The sequence below is a fragment of the Granulicella aggregans genome (assembly GCF_014203275.1).
In the GTDB taxonomy this organism is placed as follows: domain Bacteria; phylum Acidobacteriota; class Terriglobia; order Terriglobales; family Acidobacteriaceae; genus Edaphobacter.
This window is the reverse complement of the sequence record NZ_JACHIP010000001.1, coordinates 621,728-642,030: the sequence shown is the minus strand read 5'-3', so window position 1 is coordinate 642,030 and position 20,303 is coordinate 621,728. Positions and strand designations below refer to the sequence as shown.

Genomic DNA, 20,303 nt, shown 5'->3' with positions numbered 1-20,303 from the left:
AGCGAAGAATCCCCGCATTCTGTTCGAAGCTCCACGGATTTAGACAAGCGAAACAACTATGAACATTCTTACCAAATGGCTCCGTTCGTATGTGCCGAATATTCCTGCTGAAGTGGATGACACGCAGCTTGCTGAAGACCTAACGCTGCGCGGCATTGCAGTTGAAGGCGTGCATTCGCTGGGCGACGGCAACGGGCATCTTTTTGAGATGGATATCACCACCAACCGCGTCGACGCGATGAACCACTACGGCATCGCTCGCGAGGCGGCGACGATCTACGATCTGCCACTCGCTTCCCTCAATGCCACTCTGCCTCCCGCGAACAGCGCAGCGGCGTTCCCGGTGCGTATTGAGGAGCCCGGCCTCTGCGGACGCTTCACCGCGCAGGTTCTGCGCGATGTGAAGATCGCGCCAAGCACCGGCGTGGTCGCGGAGATGTTCTCGCTGCTGCAGCAGAAGCAGATCTCAAACGCGGTGGATGCGAGCAATTTTGTCCTGCTCGGCATGGGCCATCCGACACATGCGTTCGACCTCGACAAGATCGAGGGCGGCATCGTCGTTCGTCTGGCGCACAAGGGCGAGAAACTGAAGCTGCTCGATGGCACCGAACGCATCCTTGAAGCTGATGATCTTGTCGTGGCCGACGAGCGCAAAGCGCTGGCGCTGGCTGGCGTGATGGGCGGTTGGGATTCGATGATTACGGCTGAGACGAAGAACATTCTCGTCGAAGCAGCATGGTTCGATCCGGCGAGCATTCGCAAGAGTTCGCGCCGTCACGGCCTGCATACTGACGCGAGCCACCGCTTCGAGCGTGGTGCGGACTTCAACGCCGCGCCTATTGCGAATAGGTTGGTCTCGAAGCTGATTCTTGAGTCGGGCGGATATGTTGAGGGTGAGCTTGTTGACATCGTTGTACCGGAGATCGCTGCGAAGACTGCGTCGCGGACGGCGATCTCGCTGTCGGTGAAGGAAGTCCAACGGCATCTAGGCACGACTCTTGCGGACGAGGGCATCACAAGGGAAATTGTGGCGCAGTATCTGACTTCATTGGGCTGTACGTTGGAGGCGCAGACAGGCGATCTCTTTAAGGCGATGCTGCCAAGTTGGCGGCTCGATCTGGAGCGCGAGATCGACCTGGTCGAAGAGGTTGCGCGTGTCTACGGCTATAACAAGTTCGCAAACACGCTGCCCTCGCCGGGAGTGGTAATCGCGCAACCCACGGCTGCTGCCGAAGCTGCGGTGCGTTCACGGCTGCTTGCTCTCGGTTTCAGCGAGTCGATTTCGAGCACATTCGCATCGCAGGCGGAGAGCGATTTGTTCTTTGCCAGCACCGCGGGCAAGGGAACGATCGCCATGGAAAATCCGCTCTCCGATGAGGCGACTCTGCTTCGGCCATCGCTGGTTCCGGGGATGGTGACGATGTTGGCGAACAACCTGAATCGCGATGTGCGCGAGGTGCGGCTGTTCGAGCAGGGACAGGTCTTCGCCGGCAACACGGAGACAGTGAACGAGGCGGCAAGCCTGTCGTTGGGGCTGACCGGAACCGGTGCCGCGAGCGCGCTCTATCCCGCTGCGGATGCGGGCTTCTATGAGTTGAAAGGGGCAGTGGAGTCACTGTTCACGCTCTTCGACCACGCTGCGGTGAAGATCGCAGCCGAGGCTCCGAAGTGGCTGGAGGCGGGACGTTCGGCTTCGCTCTACGTTGGCGAAAAGCTCGTCGCTGTCATTGGCGAATTGACCGCCACGGAGCGCGATGCGCGGAAGCTACGGCAACCTGTATTCCTTGCCGAGGTGGATCTCGCCTTTCTCTACACCTTGCCGCTGAAGAACGTGATGGCGCGGGAGCTCTCGCGCTATCAGGCCGTGGAACGGGACTTCTCTTTTATCTTCCCCGATGCCATGTATTGGCAGACCATCGCTGCGGCGATCAAAGCTCTGGGCATTCAAGAGCTGACAAGCCTCGCGCCAGTGGAGGTCTTCCGAGATGCCAAGGGCAAGAACGTGGCTTCCGGGCACTATGCGCTGCTGCTACGGTGCGTCTTCCAGTCCAGTACCCGGACGCTGCGAGAGGACGAACTGACGGGCTGGTGGTCCGCAATCATCGCGTCACTGTCGAATCTTGGCGGAGTGCTGCGGGACGGACAGTAGAGTTTTACGGACGGGACGGGCATGGTGTTCGTGCGGGAGAGAGCGGTTCGTGCTCCCGCGCGAAGACCCACTCATCGCGAGGGACAAAGGCGCGATGAATGGGGCACAGGGCGGGACAGGTATCAGGCCAGTTGGCCACCGGATCAGACCGGGACAAATGCCGAAGAAACCGGCAAGAAGCCTCGAAGGAAACCGGAAATTATCAATGAAATTCCTGCGCCGCGACGTTATACTTTAGTAATGAGTGACAGCGGTATCAGCTTCGATGAGTTTCAGGCACTCGAGCAGAAAGTGCTCCGCGCCGTGGAGATTGTTAAACGCGAGCGCGAGGCCCGCGCTGCGGCCGAGGCTGAGGTCGTCACGCTCCGCGCTCAGCTCGCGGCGCAGAGCCAGCAGACGGAGTCGCAGGTGACCACACTGAATGCGACGCTGACACAAGAGCGTGAGGCGATTCGTCAGCGTATCGAAGGCATGTTGTCGCAGATGGACGAGTTGCTCTAGTTCGACGGAGGTACACCGATGCAGGAGAGTCCGACGATCCCCGATACTGAGTTCGAGACCGAGCCGCTAGAGCCGATCTTTGCTCCTCCCGCAGTGAGCGTGGAGATCTACGACCAGGTCTATCACTTGCGCGGAGTGGATCCGCAGTACATCGAAAATCTTGCAGCGATGGTGAACGAGAAGATGCGCGCCGTCTCGGAACACGGCGGCACCGTAGATTCGCTGCGGGTGGCGGTGCTTGCGGCGCTGAATATCGCCGATGAACTCTGCACGCTGCGGCAGCAGTACGACGAACTCGCAGGCTCGCAACACAGTGTAGAAAACTCGATGCAAAGCCGGGCGCATTCGCTCTCGGGCATGCTGGACGAGGTGCTTGAGGATCGCCGGGTAGGCTGAGTATTTGGCTTGATCTTTGAGCGACTTCTGGCGAAGATGGTGTGACCCTAGCCGTCTCCCGGAGCCTCATTGACCGCCCATCGCCGCATTGTTGTTGTCGCCTCGTCTGCAGCCTGCCTCGTTTCACTTTTCGCATCTCTCCCTTCAGCGCACGGACAAGACAAGCCGGCGACTCGGGCTGCGACCATACAAAGCGCCTCCGACACAATCTCTGATCCGAAGTACCTTGCGGCGATGGCCGAGGGTAAGAAGCTGGCGCGGGAGCGGCAGTACGCCTTCGCCATCGACGCATACAAGAAGGCGAACAAGGTTGCCGGAGGCAAGGACCGCAAGAGCCTGGTCGAGGCATACGATCTGGAGATAAAGACTGGGCAGTACAAGGACGCGATCGGCGTTGCTTCCCTGATGGAGCAGGCATCACGGACTCCCGTGGAGAAGTCGCTTGCGGAGAGCGACCGGGGGCGGGCGATCCTCTTCGAAGTAGGCGATAAGAACAAGGTCGACAAGCTGGAGGCTGCGGATGCGGCGTTCAAGGCGGCGATCGCGGATTATCCGAAGAACGTGAACGCGCATTTTTTCGATGGCGAGGTGTTGGCGCGGTTGAACCGTATGGACTCGGCGAGCGCTGAGTTCAAGACCTGCCTGAGCTGCATTGCTCCAAACGACCCGGCGTACGTCCGCGCAAAGCACTTTGCTGAGAATCCCGCGCTCTCCACGGCGAAGATGGCACCGGCGTTTACCGTGGTGGCGCTCGATGGCACGAAGTTTAATCTGGATGAGATGGGCGGCCGCGTGGTGCTGATCGATTTCTGGGCGACGTGGTGCGGGCCCTGCAATGAGGAACTGCCGCATCTCAAGAAGATCGCAAAGGAGTTCGCGGGCGAACCGCTGGTGATGATCAGCGTGAGCGACGACAAAGACGAAGCGAAGTGGAAGGACTTCATCGCCAAGCACGAGATGACGTGGGTGCAATATCGCGACGCAAATGGCGAACTGGGCAAACAGTTTGGAGTGCAATCGATCCCGCACTACTTCACCATCGATGCGGACGGTGTTCTGACCGCAGAGATGATGGGATCCGGTTCTGATGTTGAGGGCAGATTGAAGAAGCTCATCGCGAAGGCGAAGGCATCGGGAGCGAAGCCAGTCGCGATGGCGTCGGGAACGGAATGAAATTGAATGCTCGGGACCGCCTTGCTAATCCGAGCGGTCGCGATTAGCATCCAATTCAGAGGCCGGCCTGCAAAGCAGGTGCGCGACCAACGCTGGTTGAACCAATAATCATTGAACAGGGGTCCAGCTCGTAGATATGGCTCGGTGTGCTATGTCCGCCAGTCCGGAAAGCCTAAAGAGCCACGGCGGGATCCCACCGTCTTAGACGGGTTCACCAGCGACTCGACGCACGGCCCAGTGGGTCGGCTTTGCATTACTCCTTCCTTGGCTGAATCCCTTTACGTGCATACAACGTTTCTTCAATTCGGCCATCTGCATATTCCTGTCTTCGGCGTGGTGGTCGCAGTTGGTCTGATGGCTGCGCTGTCGCTGACGCAGTGGAGCGCGCGCCGCGTCGGGCTCGACGCAGATCGCGTGTGGAATACGGCGATGCTCGCGGTGGCGGCGGTCTTTGTTGTCTCGCGGCTGCTGCTGGTCGCTTTTAACTTCAAGAGTTTTCTGAAATATCCCTTTCTATTGCTGGCAGTGCCGTCGCTGACGTCGCTGGGCATCGCGGTAAGCGCCGCGCTGGTGTACGGTTATGTGCGTTGGCGTGGAATCCCCCTGCTGCCGCTGATGGATAACTGTTCTGCCTCGGCTGCGCTGTTGTGGGCGTTTGTGAACGTGGGCTATCTGCTCGAAGGTACGCGGGACGGTATGCCGGTTGGCGCTGCATTGTCTCCGCAGCCGGTTGAGGTGTACACGCTGGTGGCGGCTCTTGTGATCTTGTTGGCCGTGCTTAACGCACTGCGTTCCGGCTATCGTGGGGGCGAAGCGACGGGTTTAGCGCTGTCGGCAGGCGGGCTGGCGATCTTCTTTATCGACTTCTATCGGCTGCCTTCGGAGTTGCTGCCGGGCCTGCCCATCGATCCATCACAGATAATAGCTTTAGCGATGATTTCAGTCGGCGGCGCGCTCCTTTATCGCGTCGTGACACGGCTCTACGCCCAGATCCATGCCCAGATCCATGAGCCAGATGAGAGAGAAGGATAGCGATGCCGTCTAAGAACATGCTGCCTAAGGGGCAGCGGCACCACTCGGTGCGCAAGGAGTATCGCGCGACACGCGGCGCGGAACCGGTGCCCGAGGTTGTAATTCCCGTCCTCGATCTTGAGGACGATGGTGACTCGACCTTTGAGGATGGTGTACGAACATTTTCCGCTGCTGCGGAGGCGGCTGGGAAGCGGCTCGATGCGTACCTGGCGCAGGCGATTCCTGACATCTCCCGGGCACGTGTGCAGTTGCTGATCGAGTCCGGTCAAGTGCGTGTCGATGGCAAAGATGGCAAGGCGAAGCAGAAGCTGGTTGGGGGCGAATCGATTGAGATTGAAGGCGAGCCGCAGCCTCCTCCGCTTCACGCGGTTGCTGAGGACATTCCGCTCGATATTATTTTCGAAGACCAGTATCTAGCCGTGGTGAATAAGCCTGCGGGCATGATGGTCCATGCGGGCTCCGGCGCGACTGACGATGAGCGCAATCGCGGGACACTGGTGAACGCGCTGTTGTTTCATCTGGGCAAGCTGTCTGAAGTAGGCGGCGATCTGAGGCCCGGCATCGTTCATCGCCTCGACAAGCAGACCAGCGGCATCATTCTCGTGGCCAAGGACGACTCCACCCACCGCAAGCTTGGGACGATGTTCTCCGAACGCCGCGTCGAGAAGACCTACCTTGCGCTGGTGCATGGGCATCTTGCGAAGGATCACGTAACGGTCAACCTGCCGATCGCCCGCGACCTGATCCGGCGAACCCGGATGACAACCCGGAGAGGAGCGTCCGACCCTGGCTCGCGTTCGGCCGTCTCGCATGTTTCCGTGGTGAAGCGGCTGAAGACCCCCTACGGGCCGTTTACCCTGGTCGAGGTAAAGATCGAGACCGGCAGGACGCACCAGATCCGCGTGCATATGCAGTCGCTGGGGCATCCGGTGGTGGGAGATTTTCTCTATGGAGCGCCGCACCATATCCATGCCGACCCGCCGGTAAAGGGCGACGACGGCTTGGAGCTGGAGCGGAACTTCCTGCACGCCGCGCACCTGGTCTTTGTTCACCCCAAGACGAGCGAAACCATGGACATGCGCTCGCCTCTGCCGGTCGAGCTGACTAGCTTCCTTGCCGCATTGGAAGCAGGGCCTGAGCAGAAAGTCGGCGTAAGTTGATACACTCAACCCCGTGATACTCGTGAACGATCTTCTTCGCCGTACCAGGATTCCTGCAACGATTTTTCTGCCAGCGTTGTGCGGCGTTTTTCTGTCAGGCTGCGCGCACGTAACGTCGCCCGCGCATTCGTTCGTGTCCGTTGCGCCGTCTGTTGATTTGTCGGCCGACCCCCAGACGCCTGCCGTGCCGCCCGCCCAGACGCCGTCAACCGCGCCTCAGAGCGCTCCTGCGCCAACGACTCCCGCTCCAACTCCGACCGCCCCTCAGACTACGAGTCCAGCGCCGGGCGGAGCTCCGGCTGGAGGACAGACGCAGTCTGACCAGCCGTCGCAGGGGCCAGTCTTCACGCTGCAGGTTGAGACGGACGAAGTCAACCAGATCTTCACCGTCACCGACAAGAAGGGCCACTTCATTACCGGCCTCAGGCAGGAGAACTTCGGCCTTCTCGATGACGGGCGTCCGCCCATCTCGGTCAAACAGTTCACCCAGCAGACCAATCTTCCGCTGCGCGTCGGCATCATGCTGGACACCAGCAGCTCCATCCGGCAGCGTTTCCAGTTTGAGCAGGACTCCGCGATTGAGTTTTTCCTGCAGGTGCTGCACACCAACGACCGCGCCTTCATCGAAGGTTTCGACGTGCAGACGGACGTCGCGCAGGGCTTCACCAATAACATCGACCTGCTCAACCAGGGCATCCGCAAGCTGCGACCCGGCGGCGGCACGGCACTCTTCGATGCGCTCTACAAGACTTGCCGCGACGAGATGCTGACGCTGCGCGAGACGAACTCTGTCCGCAAGGCGCTGATTCTGGTCTCGGACGGCGAGGACAACTACAGCCGCGCGGAAGAGAGCGACGCCATTAAGATGTGCCAGCGTGCAGACACGATTGTCTATGCGATCAGCACCAACATCAGCGCGACCAAGGGCAAGGGAGACGACGTCCTGAAGACGATCGCGCAGGCGACCGGCGGCGGAGCCTTTTACCCGGTAAGGATTGAGGACGTAGCGACGGGCTTCCGCAACATCGAGGAAGAGCTGCGCAGCCAATACCTCCTGATCTACCGGCCCGCGAACTTCAAGATGGATGGATCGTTCCGAACGATCTACCTGCACGCCCTCGACCAGCGCTACCAGGTGCGGACGCGTTCCGGGTACTTCGCTCCGAAGCCGCAGTAGAGATTCGTCGCGGCTGCAAAAAATGCAGCGCGCAAGGAAACTCATCGGAATTTCATGGGTCTAATCCTGTAAAGGAATTGCCATGCGAATGCTTCGAGTCCTTGCGCCCTCCGTTCTCGCCTTCACGTTCGCAACTGTTTCGGGCTTTGCCGGGGCCCAGGCTCCGGTGACGCGGGTGGCACCGCCAACTTTCAGCGATCTTGCCGACCAGCCAGCGACGCATACGGGCTTCGTCTTCGACCGCTCCATGATGCAGGTTGCGCAAGGGTTTCTGGCCTCTGGCGGCCTCGACGCGCAACGCGCGGCGGCAGCGGTGACCAGCATCAGCTTCGATACTTACCGCTACGCCCGGCCGGCTTTCTACACGCCGGAGGCGATGGCGGCGCTGGTGGAGTCGTACCACGCGGCCGGATGGAAGCACCTAGTGAACGGCAACCAGTCGCCAGCGAACTCTGCTCAACCGAAGACGAACGTCACGGATCTGTGGCTGCACTTCTCCGGGGCGGACATCGACGACGTGACGGTGCTCATCCGGTCGCCGAGGGACATGAACGTGATTCAGGTAGCTGGCGACCTCAGGCCACTGGATCTTATTCATCTCAGCGGGCACTTCGGCATTCCGAAAGTCGATCCGAACGCCGTAATGGTTCCCGCTCCCAACGGACGCTAGGCAGCGACGACGCGGCTGAATACTCAGCTTGCCCGAACAGCAGCTTCTTCGATCTCTGCGGAGATCGTGGAGACGCGGTTTCGACCGTTCAGCTTGGCGGAATATAGTCCCTGATCCGCGGCCTCGATCAGCGACGCAGGCAAAGTCCCTATCTTTGGAATGGCGCTCCAGCAGCCGACAGACACTGTGACGATTTGATGCAGGCTGCGCTTGTGCTCGAGTCGCAAAAGTTCGATACGGTAGCGCAGCACCTCGGCCACCTGGAGGACTCCGAATAGGTCGGTTCCGGGCATGAGGACGACAAACTCTTCTCCCCCGAAACGGGCAGGCAGGTCGCCGGCCCGATTGACGGTGCTCCGGATCGAGTCCGCAATGTTCCGCAGGCACTGGTCTCCCGCAAGGTGTCCGTAGAAATCGTTAAAGAGTTTGAAGGAGTCGACGTCGATCATCATGACCCCCACCGGCTCGCCTTCGCGCATGGCTCGACGCCACTCCTGGTCGAAGATGTCGTCGAACCGGCGACGGTTGGCGAGACCCGTTAGGCCGTCGCTGATGGCGAGTTTTTCCATCCGCTCGTAAGCCTCTCTCGTCTCCCGTTCGAAGTCGTCGCGTTCAAGCTGGAGAATGCTGACCGGGAAGCACATGAGCATGGAGACGGCAAGAAAGGCCTGAAGCGCGGTGACACTGTACGGCTCCTGAATCGATCCGAAAGGGCCGAGGCGGTGCAAGGTTCCTTTGGCGGAGACGATGCTCAGAATGTTGACGGCGATGGCCGAACCGCTGAAGCCAAGCTTGAACGCGATGAGCAGGAGAAACGGCATGAGGAGAAAGGCGATGGGAGTCGGCTTGTAGTTGAAGAGAGCCCAGCCCACCAGGCTGAACGTCCCGAGCAACCCCAGGGTCCGGGACAGGTTTTTCCAGGCAAAGAGAGCGTAGGTCTCGCGGCTGATCAGAATGACTCCGAGAGGAAGCCAGAGGACGATGCCGATCGCGTCACCGGTGAACCAGCGCGCCCAGTAGGGCCAATAAGAGACATGCAGGTCGAGATCGCGGGAGTACGCGGCGGCGACTGGAAAGCCGGTAATCGCCGGACCCAGCAACGCGGGCCAGACGATGAATCTCTTCAACAGGCCCCGCTCTTTGATCCACCGCGAGACGCCATTCAGCGGAGGCAGGCAATAGGCCGCGATCAGCAGTTCGGCGACATCGCTGACCGTGTCGGAGACGACCTGGTCGATCGGCTGCGACCACTCGAGCGTGACCTGGACGATCACCATACCGGTGATCATCTGCGGCCAGAACCGCCGGGGCGTGCGCAGAAAGAAAGCTACCTGGAGGCCCACAATCGGCCAGCAGACGGACAGGTTGTCCCTCAGGAACGTGCTGATGGCGAGCCGGAAGGCGATGCCGTACACAAGTCCGCTGACCAGCACGATCGCGATCGTCTGGAGCAAGGGACGGCGGCGGCCCCAAATGCGAACCCGCGCTTCGAAGCTTCTTAGTCTGGGTTGGATCTTCGTGGCCAGTCCCAAGTCGATCCTCCGAGAAGAACATCGGCGGATCGGGGCGGTACTTCAACTCTTTTTCGAACTACCGGGTGAGCACTTCCACAATGACCCGGCAGTTACTTCTCGCGCACCCACCGAGCCTCTTCTTGCGGAGCAAGTGTGATCGGGCCAGCAAACGCTGCGCTTGTCTTGCCGTTTAGCCGATAGAGCATGGTCGTTCCGCCGAGTGCGGACAGATCTACCTTGAACCGCCGCCGCTTGTTGGAGAGATTCTTCAGCACAAAGCCATCTGCGTCATAGCTGTAGCGCAGAGCGTATGCGGGTTCGTTGAACTCGACGTTGCCATAGCTGTTAAGGTGAGGAGCGACGGAGACATCGGCATCGGCGGGGATGGTTAGGCCAAGGAACTTCGAGATCAGCACGGCGGAGTAGACATTCGGATACTCGTAGTACTTGCCCGCTCCATGGGCGTTCTTGCCGTCGATGTAGTAGACGTAGTCCATGTCATAGCGCTCGCCCATGAAGTAGTTGTCCTTCGCGCCCTCCGCTGCGACTGCCTTGAGTTGGTCGAGCAGAACACCATCCTGCTTCTGCGACGCTCGGAAGGCGGCGTCCCAATACCAGTAGCGACCTGCGGCGCTGAGGTCGTAGGGACCACCGTTGCCGATCTCGGACTTCGTATATCCGGCGATGTCCGCGGCGACAAAGCTTGGGAAGCGTTCGAACTGGCCGGCATTCTCTTCAACCAGCCGACGCACGGCGGCAGATTGCGCCGGTGTCGCATAGCCGAAGGTTACGGGAACCGTATTCGCCAGGAGGTGGATGTGGTCGTGAGCCTTCCCGTCACGGTCAACCCAGTCAATGAACCGCTGATTCTTATCGTCCCAATATCCATCAGGTATTGGAAGGATGAGTGCGTCAGCGAGCTTCTTCGACGTGGCGGCGTAGCTGGCGGCCTTCGCCTGTCGTCCCAGCAGATTCTCCATGACGGCAAGCAGCTTGAAGGTGTTTGCCGCGAAGGCCTGCGACTGCGTCACGCGGCCATCTTCGATCACCTGGTCTTCGTAGTAGACATCCGACCAGACTCGCCCATACTGGTCCACGCTTGCGAGAGTCCATGCCGCCGCGCGTTCCAGATTGCCGATGTGATTCCGCAGCCAGGCTAGATCCTTGCGAGCCTCGTAGAAGTGCCACGCCTCTTCGATCACTTCGATGTTTGCCGTGAGCGGAAACATGGCTGCGTTCTGCTTGTCGTCCAATGCTGCTTCTGCGGACGTGGTACTCGCGTGAACCATCCGGCTGCACCGAAGTGGGAGCGCGGGAGAGATGCTCCGGGTCGTCATCCATCAGCTTGAACTGAAGTTCGATCATTCGCTTCACGATGTCGAGATCGGCCTCGGAGCCCATCGCCAGCCGGCCCTTGATCTGGAACTCGTGATCGACCGCTGGATAAGATCCTGCATAGGCGGAGGTGTTCAGCGTGCTGAGGACATAGCCGCTGCTGTAGCGGAAGTTTGCCGCCATGGTCTTCTCCACCACGGAGGGAAGCATCGTGCCCCAGTAGAATCCCGCCAGCGCATTTTCGATCTGTGTGTTCTCGCCTATCTTGATTGAGAACCGGTTGCGAAAGGGATCGCTGTGGGGTCGAGCCTCTGCCTTGTAAGCCGTAACGCTGTCGGCGTTCAGAACGACCCTCAACCCACCTTCGGTCTTTGTCGCAAGTACGTCACCTCCGCTCAGTTCGAGATACCAGGAGTTGTCTTTTGACTCAGCGTCTACAGGAAGAATCCAAAGGCCTTTGTTGGCTTTAATCCTTGAACCCGCTGCATTGATGGGAAGGATCCACCACTGATCGTGCTCGCGGTTGACGCCGATGCCCTGGCAGTCGGTAAAGGTCATTTCTACTGGCGCACTATGATTTGTGCGGGTAACAAGAGTGCCTGTACCGGTGGCAGTCAGCGTGGCGTTTTTTAGAGACCGTAGAATCCCATCGGCTTGGCCAAACGATGAAGCTGAAGCTCCGAAGAGCAGGAGAATGACTACCGCGATCAGTGTCTTCACAGATGCCTTTTGATGGGGAGATGAGAATCTTTCGAATGAGGAGACGGCTTGCACCTCAAGCGCAGTTGGAAAGCTGCACCGGAGATCAGCAACATCCTACTAAAAGGAATCAGCGTCTGGCTTGTTACAATTTCTGACGCGGTAGCAAGCCTAGAAACGAGCACGTATGCCGGATCAGGAATTCCCGAAGCTCTACCTCTATCGCCGCATCGTGCAGGCGAAGCTGTTCATCGACGCACATTCGGCGGAGAGGATCGATGCCACCGATATCGCGGACGAGGCCTGCTACTCGAAGTATCACTTTATCCGTACGTTCAGGGACATCTACGGGAAGACACCGCATCAGTATCTGACCGCCGTTCGGGTAGATAAGGCGAAGGCCCTGCTCGAAACCGGTATGCCCGTGACCGAGGTGTGCCTGTCTGTGGGGTTTGACAGCCTTGGGTCGTTCACAGGTCTCTTCAAGCGACGGACGGGCGTCACTCCTTCGACCTTCCAGCGAGAGAGACTCGCAAGACGGCAGAGGATGGATAAGGCCCCACTCAGCTTCGTTCCCGGATGCTTTGCAGCGCTCTACTCAGGCCGCGAGAATAGCAATACTCGAGAAGCGACGTAGCGGTGCCCGACGCTATAGTCATCCAGAACGTGACTCAATGGAGGACAGCAAATGATCACCAAGATGAACCACACAAGCATCTTTGTGCTGGACCAGGACAGCGCCTACGACTTCTACGTCAACAAGCTGGGCTTCAAGGTAAACACCGATGCGCAGATGGGGCCGAAGGGCCGATGGCTTACCGTCAACCCGCCTGAGCAACCCGATCTCGAAATTACCCTGATGGCGATCGATGACAAGATGATGTTCGACAAGAGCTCCGCAGCGAAGATGAGCGAACTTGTCGCCGCGGGCACCTTCGGCTTCGGAACCTTCCTGTGCGACGACATGCTCGCTACCTACGAGGAGCTCAAGGCCAAGGGCGTCCACTTCAAGAAGGAGCCCGCCCACGAGTTCTATGGCTTCTCGGCCGTCTTTCAGGACGACTCCGGAAACTGGTTCTCGCTCAGTGAACGGCCAAAGTAAATCCTGGCCCTAGCTGTAGAGTTCCACGGAACGCAGTAGCGCGAGCTTGCGTTCCGGCGGCAGAAAGCTGGCTTCGACGGCGTTCGCGGCTAGTTCGCGGAGATGGTCCAGGGTGAAGCCGAACTTATCGTGTGCGAGGATGTACTCCTCAAGCAGGTTGCTGCCGAACATCGGTGGGTCGTCGGAGTTCAACGTCACCATCAGGCCGGAGTTGAAGTAGTCGCGGACGGGGTGCTGGTCGAAGTCTGGGCAGCACCCCGTCCGGATGTTGCTGGTGATGTTCAGCTCGAGCGGAATCTGCTTGGTGGCGAGCACTTCGAGCAGTTCGGGATCGTGCTGCGCTGCGAGAGCGTGACCGATGCGCTCCGCGCCGATGTTGATGGCGGACCAGATGCTTTCGGGGCCAATCGTCTCGCCGGCGTGGGCAGTCAGGCGGAGCCCTGCGGCCTTGGCTTCAGCGTAGCTCTCGCGGAAGAGGTCGGCGCTACCACGGGCTTCGTCGCCGCCTATGCCGATGCCGATAATGCTCGGATACTGCGCGCGAAGCTCGGCGGCCTTGCGGAAGACCTTCGAGGCTTCTTCCGCACCGAAGTGCCGAACTGCGTCGATGAGCCAGTAGATGGTGGTGCCGAACTCTTTTTCGGCACGGATGCGGCCGCGCTCGATGGCCTCGACGTATGGTTCGACTTCGGCGTTCTTCCAGTAGTAGATGATGCCGAAGGAGATGTAGACTTCCGCGTGAACGACACCTTGAGCGGCAAGTTCCCGGACCATGTTGTAGGTGATCAACTCGTAGTCGTCCGGGCCCTTCAGGCGCGCGGAGACTTCTTTGAACGAGGCCATGAAGCCGAGGAAGTTCTCGTAGATATAGAGCTTGCGGGCGGCCTCGGCGGTGAGCGGCTCGGCGTCGTGGCGCTTGCTTAGTTCGAGCAGAGTCGCGGGGAGGATCGTGCCTTCGAGGTGGAGATGGAGCTCGACCTTAGGCAGACCCTTCAGCCAAGTGGGGACATCGATCTCGAGCTTCGCTTTCGTGCGCTTCTGCGGCATCAACTTAGTCTAATGGGTTCGGCGCGGAAAGGAGCAGACAGCAATGCATCTTGCAAGGTGGATGCGGGAACCTTGATGCTCGGACGTTCAAGGTTAGGCACTAGCGAATGGTAGTAGTTGGGGTACGATCTCGGGATGGTTCGGAGCAAACGAACTTCTGCCGCTGTTGGGATTCTCGTGTTGCTGGTTACTGCGGGAACCGTTGTGCTCATGTGGAAGCATGCTCCGACGAACGCCGAGACACTTGCCGTCATAGCGCTGCGACATCAGGGCGATACAGCTTACGAGGCGGCGAAGTGGAACGGCTGGTATCGGCCCGGAAGCAATAAGTGCAACAAGGCGGTGGCGGACTGGATTGTCGATTCGGGACATCCGAGGCCGTTCGTGCGAGGGCATTTCGGGTTGATTCCGCGTGACCCGAGCGCGCATGAGTGGGCCGATCCGAAGATTAACATCAAGGGGTGGTCGGCGCCGATGCAGCGAACTGAAGCCCTGCCAGGCGACGTAATCGCGCAGGAACATGGGCCGATCTACGGGCATGGGGGGATCGTAGTCGGGCAGGGAAGTACGGTATCGGCCTACGGTGACGTACAGCCGCAGGGACTGGTGCTTCAGGACGACTGGGGATTCCGGACAGGCGCGGGAGCGAATGGGGAGAGCGGTGTCGACCCCGCGCCTACCGTGAGGCGCTACATCGAGGAGTAGCTACCCTTCGTAGAACTCGCTCCGTTTGCGGCTGTAGAAGAAGTACACAAGCAAGCCAATCACAAGCCACACAAAGAAGCGTACCCAGGTAATAGCGGGCAGGCCGGCCATCAGCAGGATGCAGAAGAGCGTGCTGAGAATGGGGATGAGCGGACCGAAGGGGACGCGGAAGCCGCGGTGACGGGCGGGATCTTTGGCGCGCAGAACAATAACGCCGATCGAGACGAGGACGAAGGCGAAGAGTGTGCCGATGTTCGACATCTCGGCGAAGGTGCCGACGTCGAACAGGCCCGAAGGGATCGCGACCAGGATTCCCGCGACCCAGGTGGCGAACGCGGGCGTACGGTACTTGGGGTGGATGCGGGAGAAGACATCGGGCAGCAACTTGTCACGCGACATCGCGAACCAGACGCGGGCCTGGCCAAGCTGGAACACCAGGATCGAAGAGATCATGCCGACGAGTGCGCCCAGCACCACGATCAGCCGCACCCAGTGCAGGCGTTCTCCGCCGGGCGTGAGGGAGAGTCGCTTGAGTGCATTGACCACCGGTGCGCCGTCGCCAGCGACCGTCTGCCAGGGCACCATGCCGGTTAGCACGGCGGCTACACCGATGTAGAGAATGGTGCACACGATGAGCGTGGCGACGATGCCGATGGGAACGTCCCGGCGCGGATTCTTGCACTCTTCGCTGGCAGTCGATACCGAGTCGAAACCGATGTAGGTGAAGAAGATGATCGATCCACCAGCGAGCACACCGGAGAAGCCGTTCGGCGAGAAGGGGTGGTAGTTCGACGGGTGGACGAACGACAGTCCGAAGCCAATGAACAGCAGGATGGCGGTGATCTTGACCAGCACCATGATGTTGTTGGTGCGGGCTGACTCGCGGATGCCCCGGACGAGCACCACGGTGAGCAGCAGGACGATGATGAACGCCGGAATGTCGAAGCCGAAGTGCCAACCCGCAGCGAAGATGTCCTTACCGGCGAGATCCTGCAGACCCAGCGGAAGATACGCAGGCGACAGCCACTTGGGGTCGAGGTGGATGCCGAGCCAGTCCATCAGGTCGACGATATGCGCGGCAAAGCCGACGCTGACGCTCATGTTCGAAAAGGCGTACTCGAGGATGAGGTCCCAGCCGATGATCCAGGCGATGAGCTCGCCGAGCGTCGCATAGGTGTACGTATAGGCGGAGCCAGCGATGGGAATCATGCTGGCGAGCTCCGCATAGCAGAGGCCGGTAAGGCCGCAGACGATCGCTACAAGCACCAGCGATAGGGCCAGCGCCGGACCTGCGCCAGGGCGTCCCGCAACGGCCCCATGGTGCAGAATCAGATCGATGATCGGCGAGCCCTTCCAGTCGGCGATCTTAGAAGGATTGCCGCCGATGGCCGTCCCGATGACCGTGAAGATGCCCGAGCCAATGACCGCGCCGATGCCAAGGGCGGTGAGTGAAACCGGGCCTAGGTGCTTGGTAAGGGCGTTCTCCGGACGTTCCGACTCAGAGATCAGCTTGTCGATCGACTTCGTGCGAAAGATTTGGCGGGGCAGTGGCGTGTCCCTCTGAATTGATTTGGTCGAGCGGACGAGACCTCGCGTGAGCGACGGTCTTGGTCTTTTGAACAGTAGCAGATAGGTAGAACTCTACTACTTAGACGGTCTGGGGGAAGGAATAATTTTGCCGTTGCCGCTGTCCTCGCTCTTGAGGGTTGCGCTCGACACGGCCTTGTAGCTTACTCCGTTGAATTCGAAGTAAATCAGGCCAGCCTCGAAGGCGCTCATGTGCCATCCGAGGACGATGTCGTGAAGACCGTGATGCGATTGTGGTACGACGCTGTAAAGCCAGCCATTGAGGCCGATGTCAGGCGAGGCGATGACGTGCGCGTGAGTTCCGTTGAATGCCACAAGCCACATCGCTCCATTCGCGCCTTGTCCGCTGCGCGCACAGCCGCTACCGGCCTCTACGAGAAAAACGGCGTAAGGAGCAACGGAGACGCGAGAGAACTGCAGATCCTCCAGCCACGACCCGTCATCGCACTCCCACACGCCAGGGTGGGAAGAGCGCGCGGCCAAGGCGGCACGAACTGCGGTCATCTGCCTGGGAGTCAGAGTGGCAGGGGTGCTGCCGGAGCGGTCGAGATTTGTGGGAACGTTTTGCCAGATGGAACTTTGCGCCGACGCACCGATTGCTCCTATAAACGCGAGAAGCACCGTTGCGGTCCGGAACGCCAAGGGATTTACCTCTGCGGTTCAACATAGCGACGGCCTTCTGAAGTAGAAGGCCGTCGCTGTTCTCAACAATTCAAGGGCGACTACCGCTTGCTCTTACCGCGCGATGCCTTCTTGAGCTTCTGCTTGCTCTCGCCGCGAGCTCCGGCGCGGGGACCCTTGGCTGGTGCTGCCTTGCGTGCTGCGCGCTTGATCTTCTTGCGCTCGAGTGTGTCGGTAATTGCCTTGGTGTTCGCCATGAAGGTTCGGGTCTCTTTATCTCTCTTGAAGTATTTCGGATTTGTGTCCGGAATGGTCGCTGGCGAGCGAAGGGCTAAAGCCGTTCGAGCTGGGCAAACTTCTCCACCAGCTTCTTCACGCCGTGCTGTTGAAATTGTACTGTAATCTTGGCGTCATCCCCATCCCCTTCGCGGCGAAAGACCATTCCTTCGCCGTATTTGGGGTGGCGAACGCGTACTCCCTGCTGTAGGCCGGTCTTTCCTGTGGGTGCGGGGACATCGAGCTTGGGGCGGGAGAACTTCTGGCCAGCCTTGAAGCTGGGTACGGATTGGCCTCGGGCGGCGAAGAAGTTGGCAATGTTGTCCATGGAACTGCCGCCAGCCCGGGTTGAGGTTGCGGCCGGACGACTGCGGCTACCGCTCTGGTCTTCGTCTTCGTAGCTGTAGTGGCGCTCGCCGTTCTCGTGACCTCCTGAGCCGCTGCCGGGACGATTCCCGTAGGAGTTGCCATAGCCGGAGTTGAAACTCGGCCTCTGACCGGGGCTGCCGAGGTCTTCGACCAGCCGCTGCGGAACCTCTTCGAGGAAGCGTGACGGCACGCTAGCCTCCGGCATGTCGCTGCCGTAGCGGCGACGATAGCGGGCGCGCGTCATCACGAGGGTGTCCATGGCGCGAGTCATGCCGACGTAGCAGAGGCGGCGTTCTTCTTCTAGGCCGACGGGGTCGGTGAAGGTGCGGGAGTGCGGAAAGAGGCCCTCTTCCATGCCGGTAAGGAAGACGAGTGGGAACTCGAGCCCCTTGGCGGCGTGCAGCGTCATCAGCGTGACGCGGGCCTCCGCGGAGTAGCTGTCAGCGTCTGAGACGAGGGCGGCGTGGTCGAGGAACTCATGCAGCGTCTCGCCACGCTCTTGCGCGTCCTGCGCGGCGTTAGCGAGTTCCTTCAGATTCTCTATGCGGGAGAAGCTCTCGGGCGTGGCCTCTTCTTCGAGCGCGCGGATGTAGCCGCTGCGGTCATTGAGGAACTTGATCAGCTCCGGTAGCGTTGCTGGATCGCCCGGAGCACGGAAGGCAGGCTTTTCGTCCGACATGATGCGCTCGGCGGCGCGATCCTGCGCGGAGGCAGGTTTGTTATCGGCGGCGCTGCGCTTCAACGTCGGAGCGTTTGCCTTGAGTACGACCGGAGCGAAGGGGTTGAACGACGCGGCATCGACATCTGTAACCGGTGCCGTCGCATTCTCTGCGGCGATGGTCGAGACCTCTTCGCTGGGGCCGAAGTCGAAGCCAAAGTTGAAGCTGGTATCGAAGGAGGTGTCCGAGCCGTTGCCCTCGACGGGAGGGAAGTCGTCCTCTTCTTCCGCTGGTGCTGCTGCTTCGAAGGCGGACGGATCGAAGCCGGTGTCTCCGTCTTCCGCAGCCAAACCTCCAACATCCTCGGTCAGCTTTGCGGCAAAGTCTGCACCCAGCATGGCGCGGGCATCGTCGATTAGGCGTTTGAATCCCGCCAACGCGGTGAGCGCGCGGGCAGGCAGCAGGCGATCTTCGATAGCGCGGCCAATCGCGTCCCAGGTGCTGATGCCAGTGGTCAGCGCCATGCGTTCGAGCGTCTCCATGGTCGTCTTGCCGATGCCGCGTGGCGGCGAGTTCACGACGCGGCCCAGCGCGATGGAGTCGTTCGTGTTCTGCACCAGCTTCATGTAGCTGAGGATGTCTTTGACCTCGGCGCGATCGTAGAAGCTGAAGCCGCCGACCATGTGGTACTGGACTTGATAGCGGCGAAGCGCCTCTTCGACCAGTCGCGACTGTGAGTTAGTGCGGTAGAGCACGGCGCAGCGTGGTGGCTCTTCCAGATTGCCGGACGCCTTCAGATACGTATTGATGCGATCCGCGATGAAGAGGGCTTCGTTCTCACCATCGGGTGCCTCGTAGTACCCGATCATCGACCCGCCCTCGCGTGCGGTCCAAAGATTCTTGCCCTTGCGCTGCGTGTTCTGCGCGACCACCGCCGAAGCGCCTTCGAGGATGATCTGCGTTGAGCGGTAGTTCTGTTCAAGCCGGATGGTCTTCGAGTTGGGAAAGTCCTTTTCGAAGTCGAGGATGTTCTTGATGTCCGCGCCGCGCCAGCTATAGATGGACTGGTCTTCATCGCCGACGACGCAGATGTTGTGGTGCGATCCCGCAAGCAGCTTCATCAACTCGTACTGCGGACGGTTGGTGTCCTGGTACTCGTCGATCATGACGTAGCGATACTTGCGGTTGTACCGCTCGCGGACCTCGCTGGACGACTTGAGCAGCCGCACGGTCTCGAGCAGAAGGTCGTCGAAGTCCAGCGCATTGGCCTTGAACAACTCTTTCTTATAGATCTCGAAGATGTGCGCGATCTTCTCTTCCAGCGGGTTGGTGCTGGCGAGGAAGTACTCCTGCGGGTCGATCATGTGGTTCTTCGCCCACGATATGCGACCAAGCGCCACGCGCGGCTTCAATTGCTTGTCGTCAATGCCGAGGCGTTTTAATGCCTGCTTCACGACCGCCTGTTGATCGGTCTCATCATAGATGGCGAAGGTCCGTGTGAGTCCAACACCATTCGTTCGTAGCGCTTCGATATCCCGGCGCAGCACACGCACGCAGAAGCTATGAAAGGTTGCCAGCGTGGGCTTCGCGAGCGAACTGTGCCCGAGGATTTTGTCGACGCGCTCGGACATCTCCTTCGCCGCCTTGTTGGTGAAGGTGACGGCGAGGATGGCATCTGCAGGCACGCCGCGCTCCTCGATAAGGTAAGCGATGCGATGCGTGACGACGCGGGTCTTGCCGCTGCCCGCGCCGGCGAGCAGGAGCACCGGGCCATCCACGGAGCGGATGCCCTCCTGCTGCTGCGGGTTCATATTTTCGAGAAGGTGAGACAAGTGTGGAACTCCAATACCTATTTTAGCTGGAGACCTAATTTGTCGTTCCACCGGTCTCCGTGCTTGGCTCTCGCTTCAATCCGCGCGAAAGATCACACGCAACGTGATGGAACGATTCGTGTCTGACTCACAGTGGTAAACACTCAACCGACTTGGGACTTATCGAGTGTCCATTTATAGAAATTCCAGTGTCCAAAATGTCCATTTTCGCGAATCACTTATCTCTCAGATTAATAAGGATTGAATCTCAATTTTTTATAGAAACGAGCGGAACCTATTCGCGTCTATCTGCGTAGTTC

Annotated in this window: 19 protein-coding genes and 1 other RNA gene; 12 read left to right on the top strand and 8 right to left on the bottom strand. The window is 59.7% G+C overall.

From position 1 onward, the window contains the following. Positions 1–58: 58 nt before the first annotated feature. From pheT to HDF16_RS02630, 9 genes are all read left to right on the top strand, one after another. Positions 59–2,149 (top strand): phenylalanine--tRNA ligase subunit beta, encoded by a 2,091-nt coding sequence (gene pheT / locus HDF16_RS02670; RefSeq protein WP_184213606.1) that lies wholly within the window; start codon positions 59–61, stop codon positions 2,147–2,149. 240 nt (positions 2,150–2,389) lie between these two features. Continuing rightward, positions 2,390–2,650 (top strand): hypothetical protein, encoded by a 261-nt coding sequence (locus HDF16_RS02665; protein WP_184213605.1) that lies wholly within the window; start codon positions 2,390–2,392, stop codon positions 2,648–2,650. Positions 2,651–2,668: 18 nt separating this feature from the next. Further along, entirely contained in the window at positions 2,669–3,046 is a 378-nt protein-coding gene (locus HDF16_RS02660) for a cell division protein ZapA (RefSeq protein WP_184213604.1), read from the top strand. Between the two features lie 69 nt (positions 3,047–3,115). Further along, entirely contained in the window at positions 3,116–4,219 is a 1,104-nt protein-coding gene (locus tag HDF16_RS02655; protein ID WP_221312436.1) for a TlpA family protein disulfide reductase, read from the top strand. A 61-nt stretch (positions 4,220–4,280) separates the two neighbouring features. Continuing rightward, positions 4,281–4,467: non-coding RNA, 6S RNA (ssrS, locus tag HDF16_RS02650), on the top strand. Positions 4,468–4,483: 16 nt separating this feature from the next. Beyond that, positions 4,484–5,251 (top strand): prolipoprotein diacylglyceryl transferase family protein, encoded by a 768-nt coding sequence (locus tag HDF16_RS02645; protein WP_184213603.1) that lies wholly within the window; start codon positions 4,484–4,486, stop codon positions 5,249–5,251. 2 nt (positions 5,252–5,253) lie between these two features. After that, the gene (locus HDF16_RS02640; RefSeq protein WP_184213602.1) at positions 5,254–6,411 is read left to right on the top strand and encodes an RluA family pseudouridine synthase; all 1,158 of its coding nucleotides are present in this window, start codon (positions 5,254–5,256) and stop codon (positions 6,409–6,411) included. Between the two features lie 157 nt (positions 6,412–6,568). After that, positions 6,569–7,588, top strand: coding sequence for a VWA domain-containing protein (locus tag HDF16_RS02635; RefSeq protein ID WP_246408599.1), 1,020 nt, complete (start codon positions 6,569–6,571; stop codon positions 7,586–7,588). 82 nt (positions 7,589–7,670) lie between these two features. Beyond that, on the top strand, positions 7,671–8,258 hold the full coding sequence (locus HDF16_RS02630) for a hypothetical protein (protein WP_221312434.1): 588 nt from the start codon (positions 7,671–7,673) through the stop codon (positions 8,256–8,258). Between the two features lie 23 nt (positions 8,259–8,281). Here the strand turns inward: HDF16_RS02630 and HDF16_RS02625 are convergent, their stop codons facing one another. The 3 genes from HDF16_RS02625 to HDF16_RS02615 all read right to left on the bottom strand — a co-directional run bounded on the left by HDF16_RS02625 (position 8,282) and on the right by HDF16_RS02615 (position 11,827). Then, the gene (locus HDF16_RS02625) at positions 8,282–9,790 is read right to left on the bottom strand and encodes a sensor domain-containing diguanylate cyclase (protein ID WP_184213600.1); all 1,509 of its coding nucleotides are present in this window, start codon (positions 9,788–9,790) and stop codon (positions 8,282–8,284) included. Between the two features lie 92 nt (positions 9,791–9,882). Continuing rightward, positions 9,883–10,803: a hypothetical protein gene (locus HDF16_RS02620; RefSeq protein ID WP_184213599.1), complete on the bottom strand. Its 921-nt coding sequence runs from the start codon at positions 10,801–10,803 to the stop codon at positions 9,883–9,885. Next, positions 10,685–11,827 (bottom strand): hypothetical protein, encoded by a 1,143-nt coding sequence (locus HDF16_RS02615; protein WP_184213598.1) that lies wholly within the window; start codon positions 11,825–11,827, stop codon positions 10,685–10,687. The genes HDF16_RS02620 and HDF16_RS02615 overlap by 119 nt, the downstream gene beginning before the upstream one ends. A 166-nt stretch (positions 11,828–11,993) precedes the next feature. Here HDF16_RS02615 and HDF16_RS02610 point away from each other — a divergent pair, with 166 nt between their 5' ends. Both HDF16_RS02610 and HDF16_RS02605 read left to right on the top strand, forming a co-directional pair. Beyond that, complete coding sequence (locus HDF16_RS02610) at positions 11,994–12,443, top strand: helix-turn-helix transcriptional regulator (RefSeq protein ID WP_184213597.1); 450 nt, start codon at positions 11,994–11,996, stop codon at positions 12,441–12,443. 51 nt (positions 12,444–12,494) lie between these two features. Continuing rightward, on the top strand, positions 12,495–12,908 hold the full coding sequence (locus HDF16_RS02605) for a VOC family protein (RefSeq protein ID WP_184213596.1): 414 nt from the start codon (positions 12,495–12,497) through the stop codon (positions 12,906–12,908). Positions 12,909–12,917: 9 nt separating this feature from the next. Here the strand turns inward: HDF16_RS02605 and add are convergent, their stop codons facing one another. Continuing rightward, positions 12,918–13,955 (bottom strand): adenosine deaminase, encoded by a 1,038-nt coding sequence (gene add, locus HDF16_RS02600; protein ID WP_184213595.1) that lies wholly within the window; start codon positions 13,953–13,955, stop codon positions 12,918–12,920. 135 nt (positions 13,956–14,090) lie between these two features. Here add and HDF16_RS02595 point away from each other — a divergent pair, with 135 nt between their 5' ends. Further along, on the top strand, positions 14,091–14,660 hold the full coding sequence (locus tag HDF16_RS02595; protein WP_184213594.1) for a hypothetical protein: 570 nt from the start codon (positions 14,091–14,093) through the stop codon (positions 14,658–14,660). On the opposite strand, the gene HDF16_RS02590 is transcribed toward HDF16_RS02595, so the two are convergent. From HDF16_RS02590 to HDF16_RS02575, 4 genes are all read right to left on the bottom strand, one after another. Further along, positions 14,661–16,169, bottom strand: coding sequence for an amino acid permease (locus tag HDF16_RS02590; protein WP_246408727.1), 1,509 nt, complete (start codon positions 16,167–16,169; stop codon positions 14,661–14,663). A 135-nt stretch (positions 16,170–16,304) separates the two neighbouring features. Continuing rightward, positions 16,305–16,889 carry a hypothetical protein gene (locus HDF16_RS02585; RefSeq protein WP_184213593.1) on the bottom strand — a complete coding sequence of 195 codons (585 nt, stop codon included), beginning with the start codon at positions 16,887–16,889 and terminating at the stop codon, positions 16,305–16,307. Between the two features lie 80 nt (positions 16,890–16,969). Beyond that, complete coding sequence (locus HDF16_RS02580; RefSeq protein WP_184213592.1) at positions 16,970–17,125, bottom strand: hypothetical protein; 156 nt, start codon at positions 17,123–17,125, stop codon at positions 16,970–16,972. A 74-nt stretch (positions 17,126–17,199) separates the two neighbouring features. After that, positions 17,200–20,004: an ATP-dependent helicase gene (locus HDF16_RS02575; protein ID WP_246408597.1), complete on the bottom strand. Its 2,805-nt coding sequence runs from the start codon at positions 20,002–20,004 to the stop codon at positions 17,200–17,202. Positions 20,005–20,303 lie beyond the last annotated feature (299 nt).

What these genes read in the sequence shown, in the direction of transcription:
- HDF16_RS02610 (WP_184213597.1), top strand. Translation starts at nt 11,994, where the DNA reads ATGCCGGATCAGGAATTCCCGAAGCTCTACCTCTATCGCCGCATCGTG.
- add (WP_184213595.1), bottom strand. Translation starts at nt 13,955, where the DNA reads ATGCCGCAGAAGCGCACGAAAGCGAAGCTCGAGATCGATGTCCCCACT.
- HDF16_RS02640 (WP_184213602.1), top strand. Translation starts at nt 5,254, where the DNA reads ATGCCGTCTAAGAACATGCTGCCTAAGGGGCAGCGGCACCACTCGGTG.
- HDF16_RS02660 (WP_184213604.1), top strand. Translation starts at nt 2,669, where the DNA reads ATGCAGGAGAGTCCGACGATCCCCGATACTGAGTTCGAGACCGAGCCG.
- HDF16_RS02605 (WP_184213596.1), top strand. Translation starts at nt 12,495, where the DNA reads ATGATCACCAAGATGAACCACACAAGCATCTTTGTGCTGGACCAGGAC.
- HDF16_RS02580 (WP_184213592.1), bottom strand. Translation starts at nt 17,125, where the DNA reads ATGGCGAACACCAAGGCAATTACCGACACACTCGAGCGCAAGAAGATC.
- HDF16_RS02630 (WP_221312434.1), top strand. Translation starts at nt 7,671, where the DNA reads ATGCGAATGCTTCGAGTCCTTGCGCCCTCCGTTCTCGCCTTCACGTTC.
- HDF16_RS02595 (WP_184213594.1), top strand. Translation starts at nt 14,091, where the DNA reads ATGGTTCGGAGCAAACGAACTTCTGCCGCTGTTGGGATTCTCGTGTTG.
- pheT (WP_184213606.1), top strand. Translation starts at nt 59, where the DNA reads ATGAACATTCTTACCAAATGGCTCCGTTCGTATGTGCCGAATATTCCT.
- HDF16_RS02665 (WP_184213605.1), top strand. Translation starts at nt 2,390, where the DNA reads ATGAGTGACAGCGGTATCAGCTTCGATGAGTTTCAGGCACTCGAGCAG.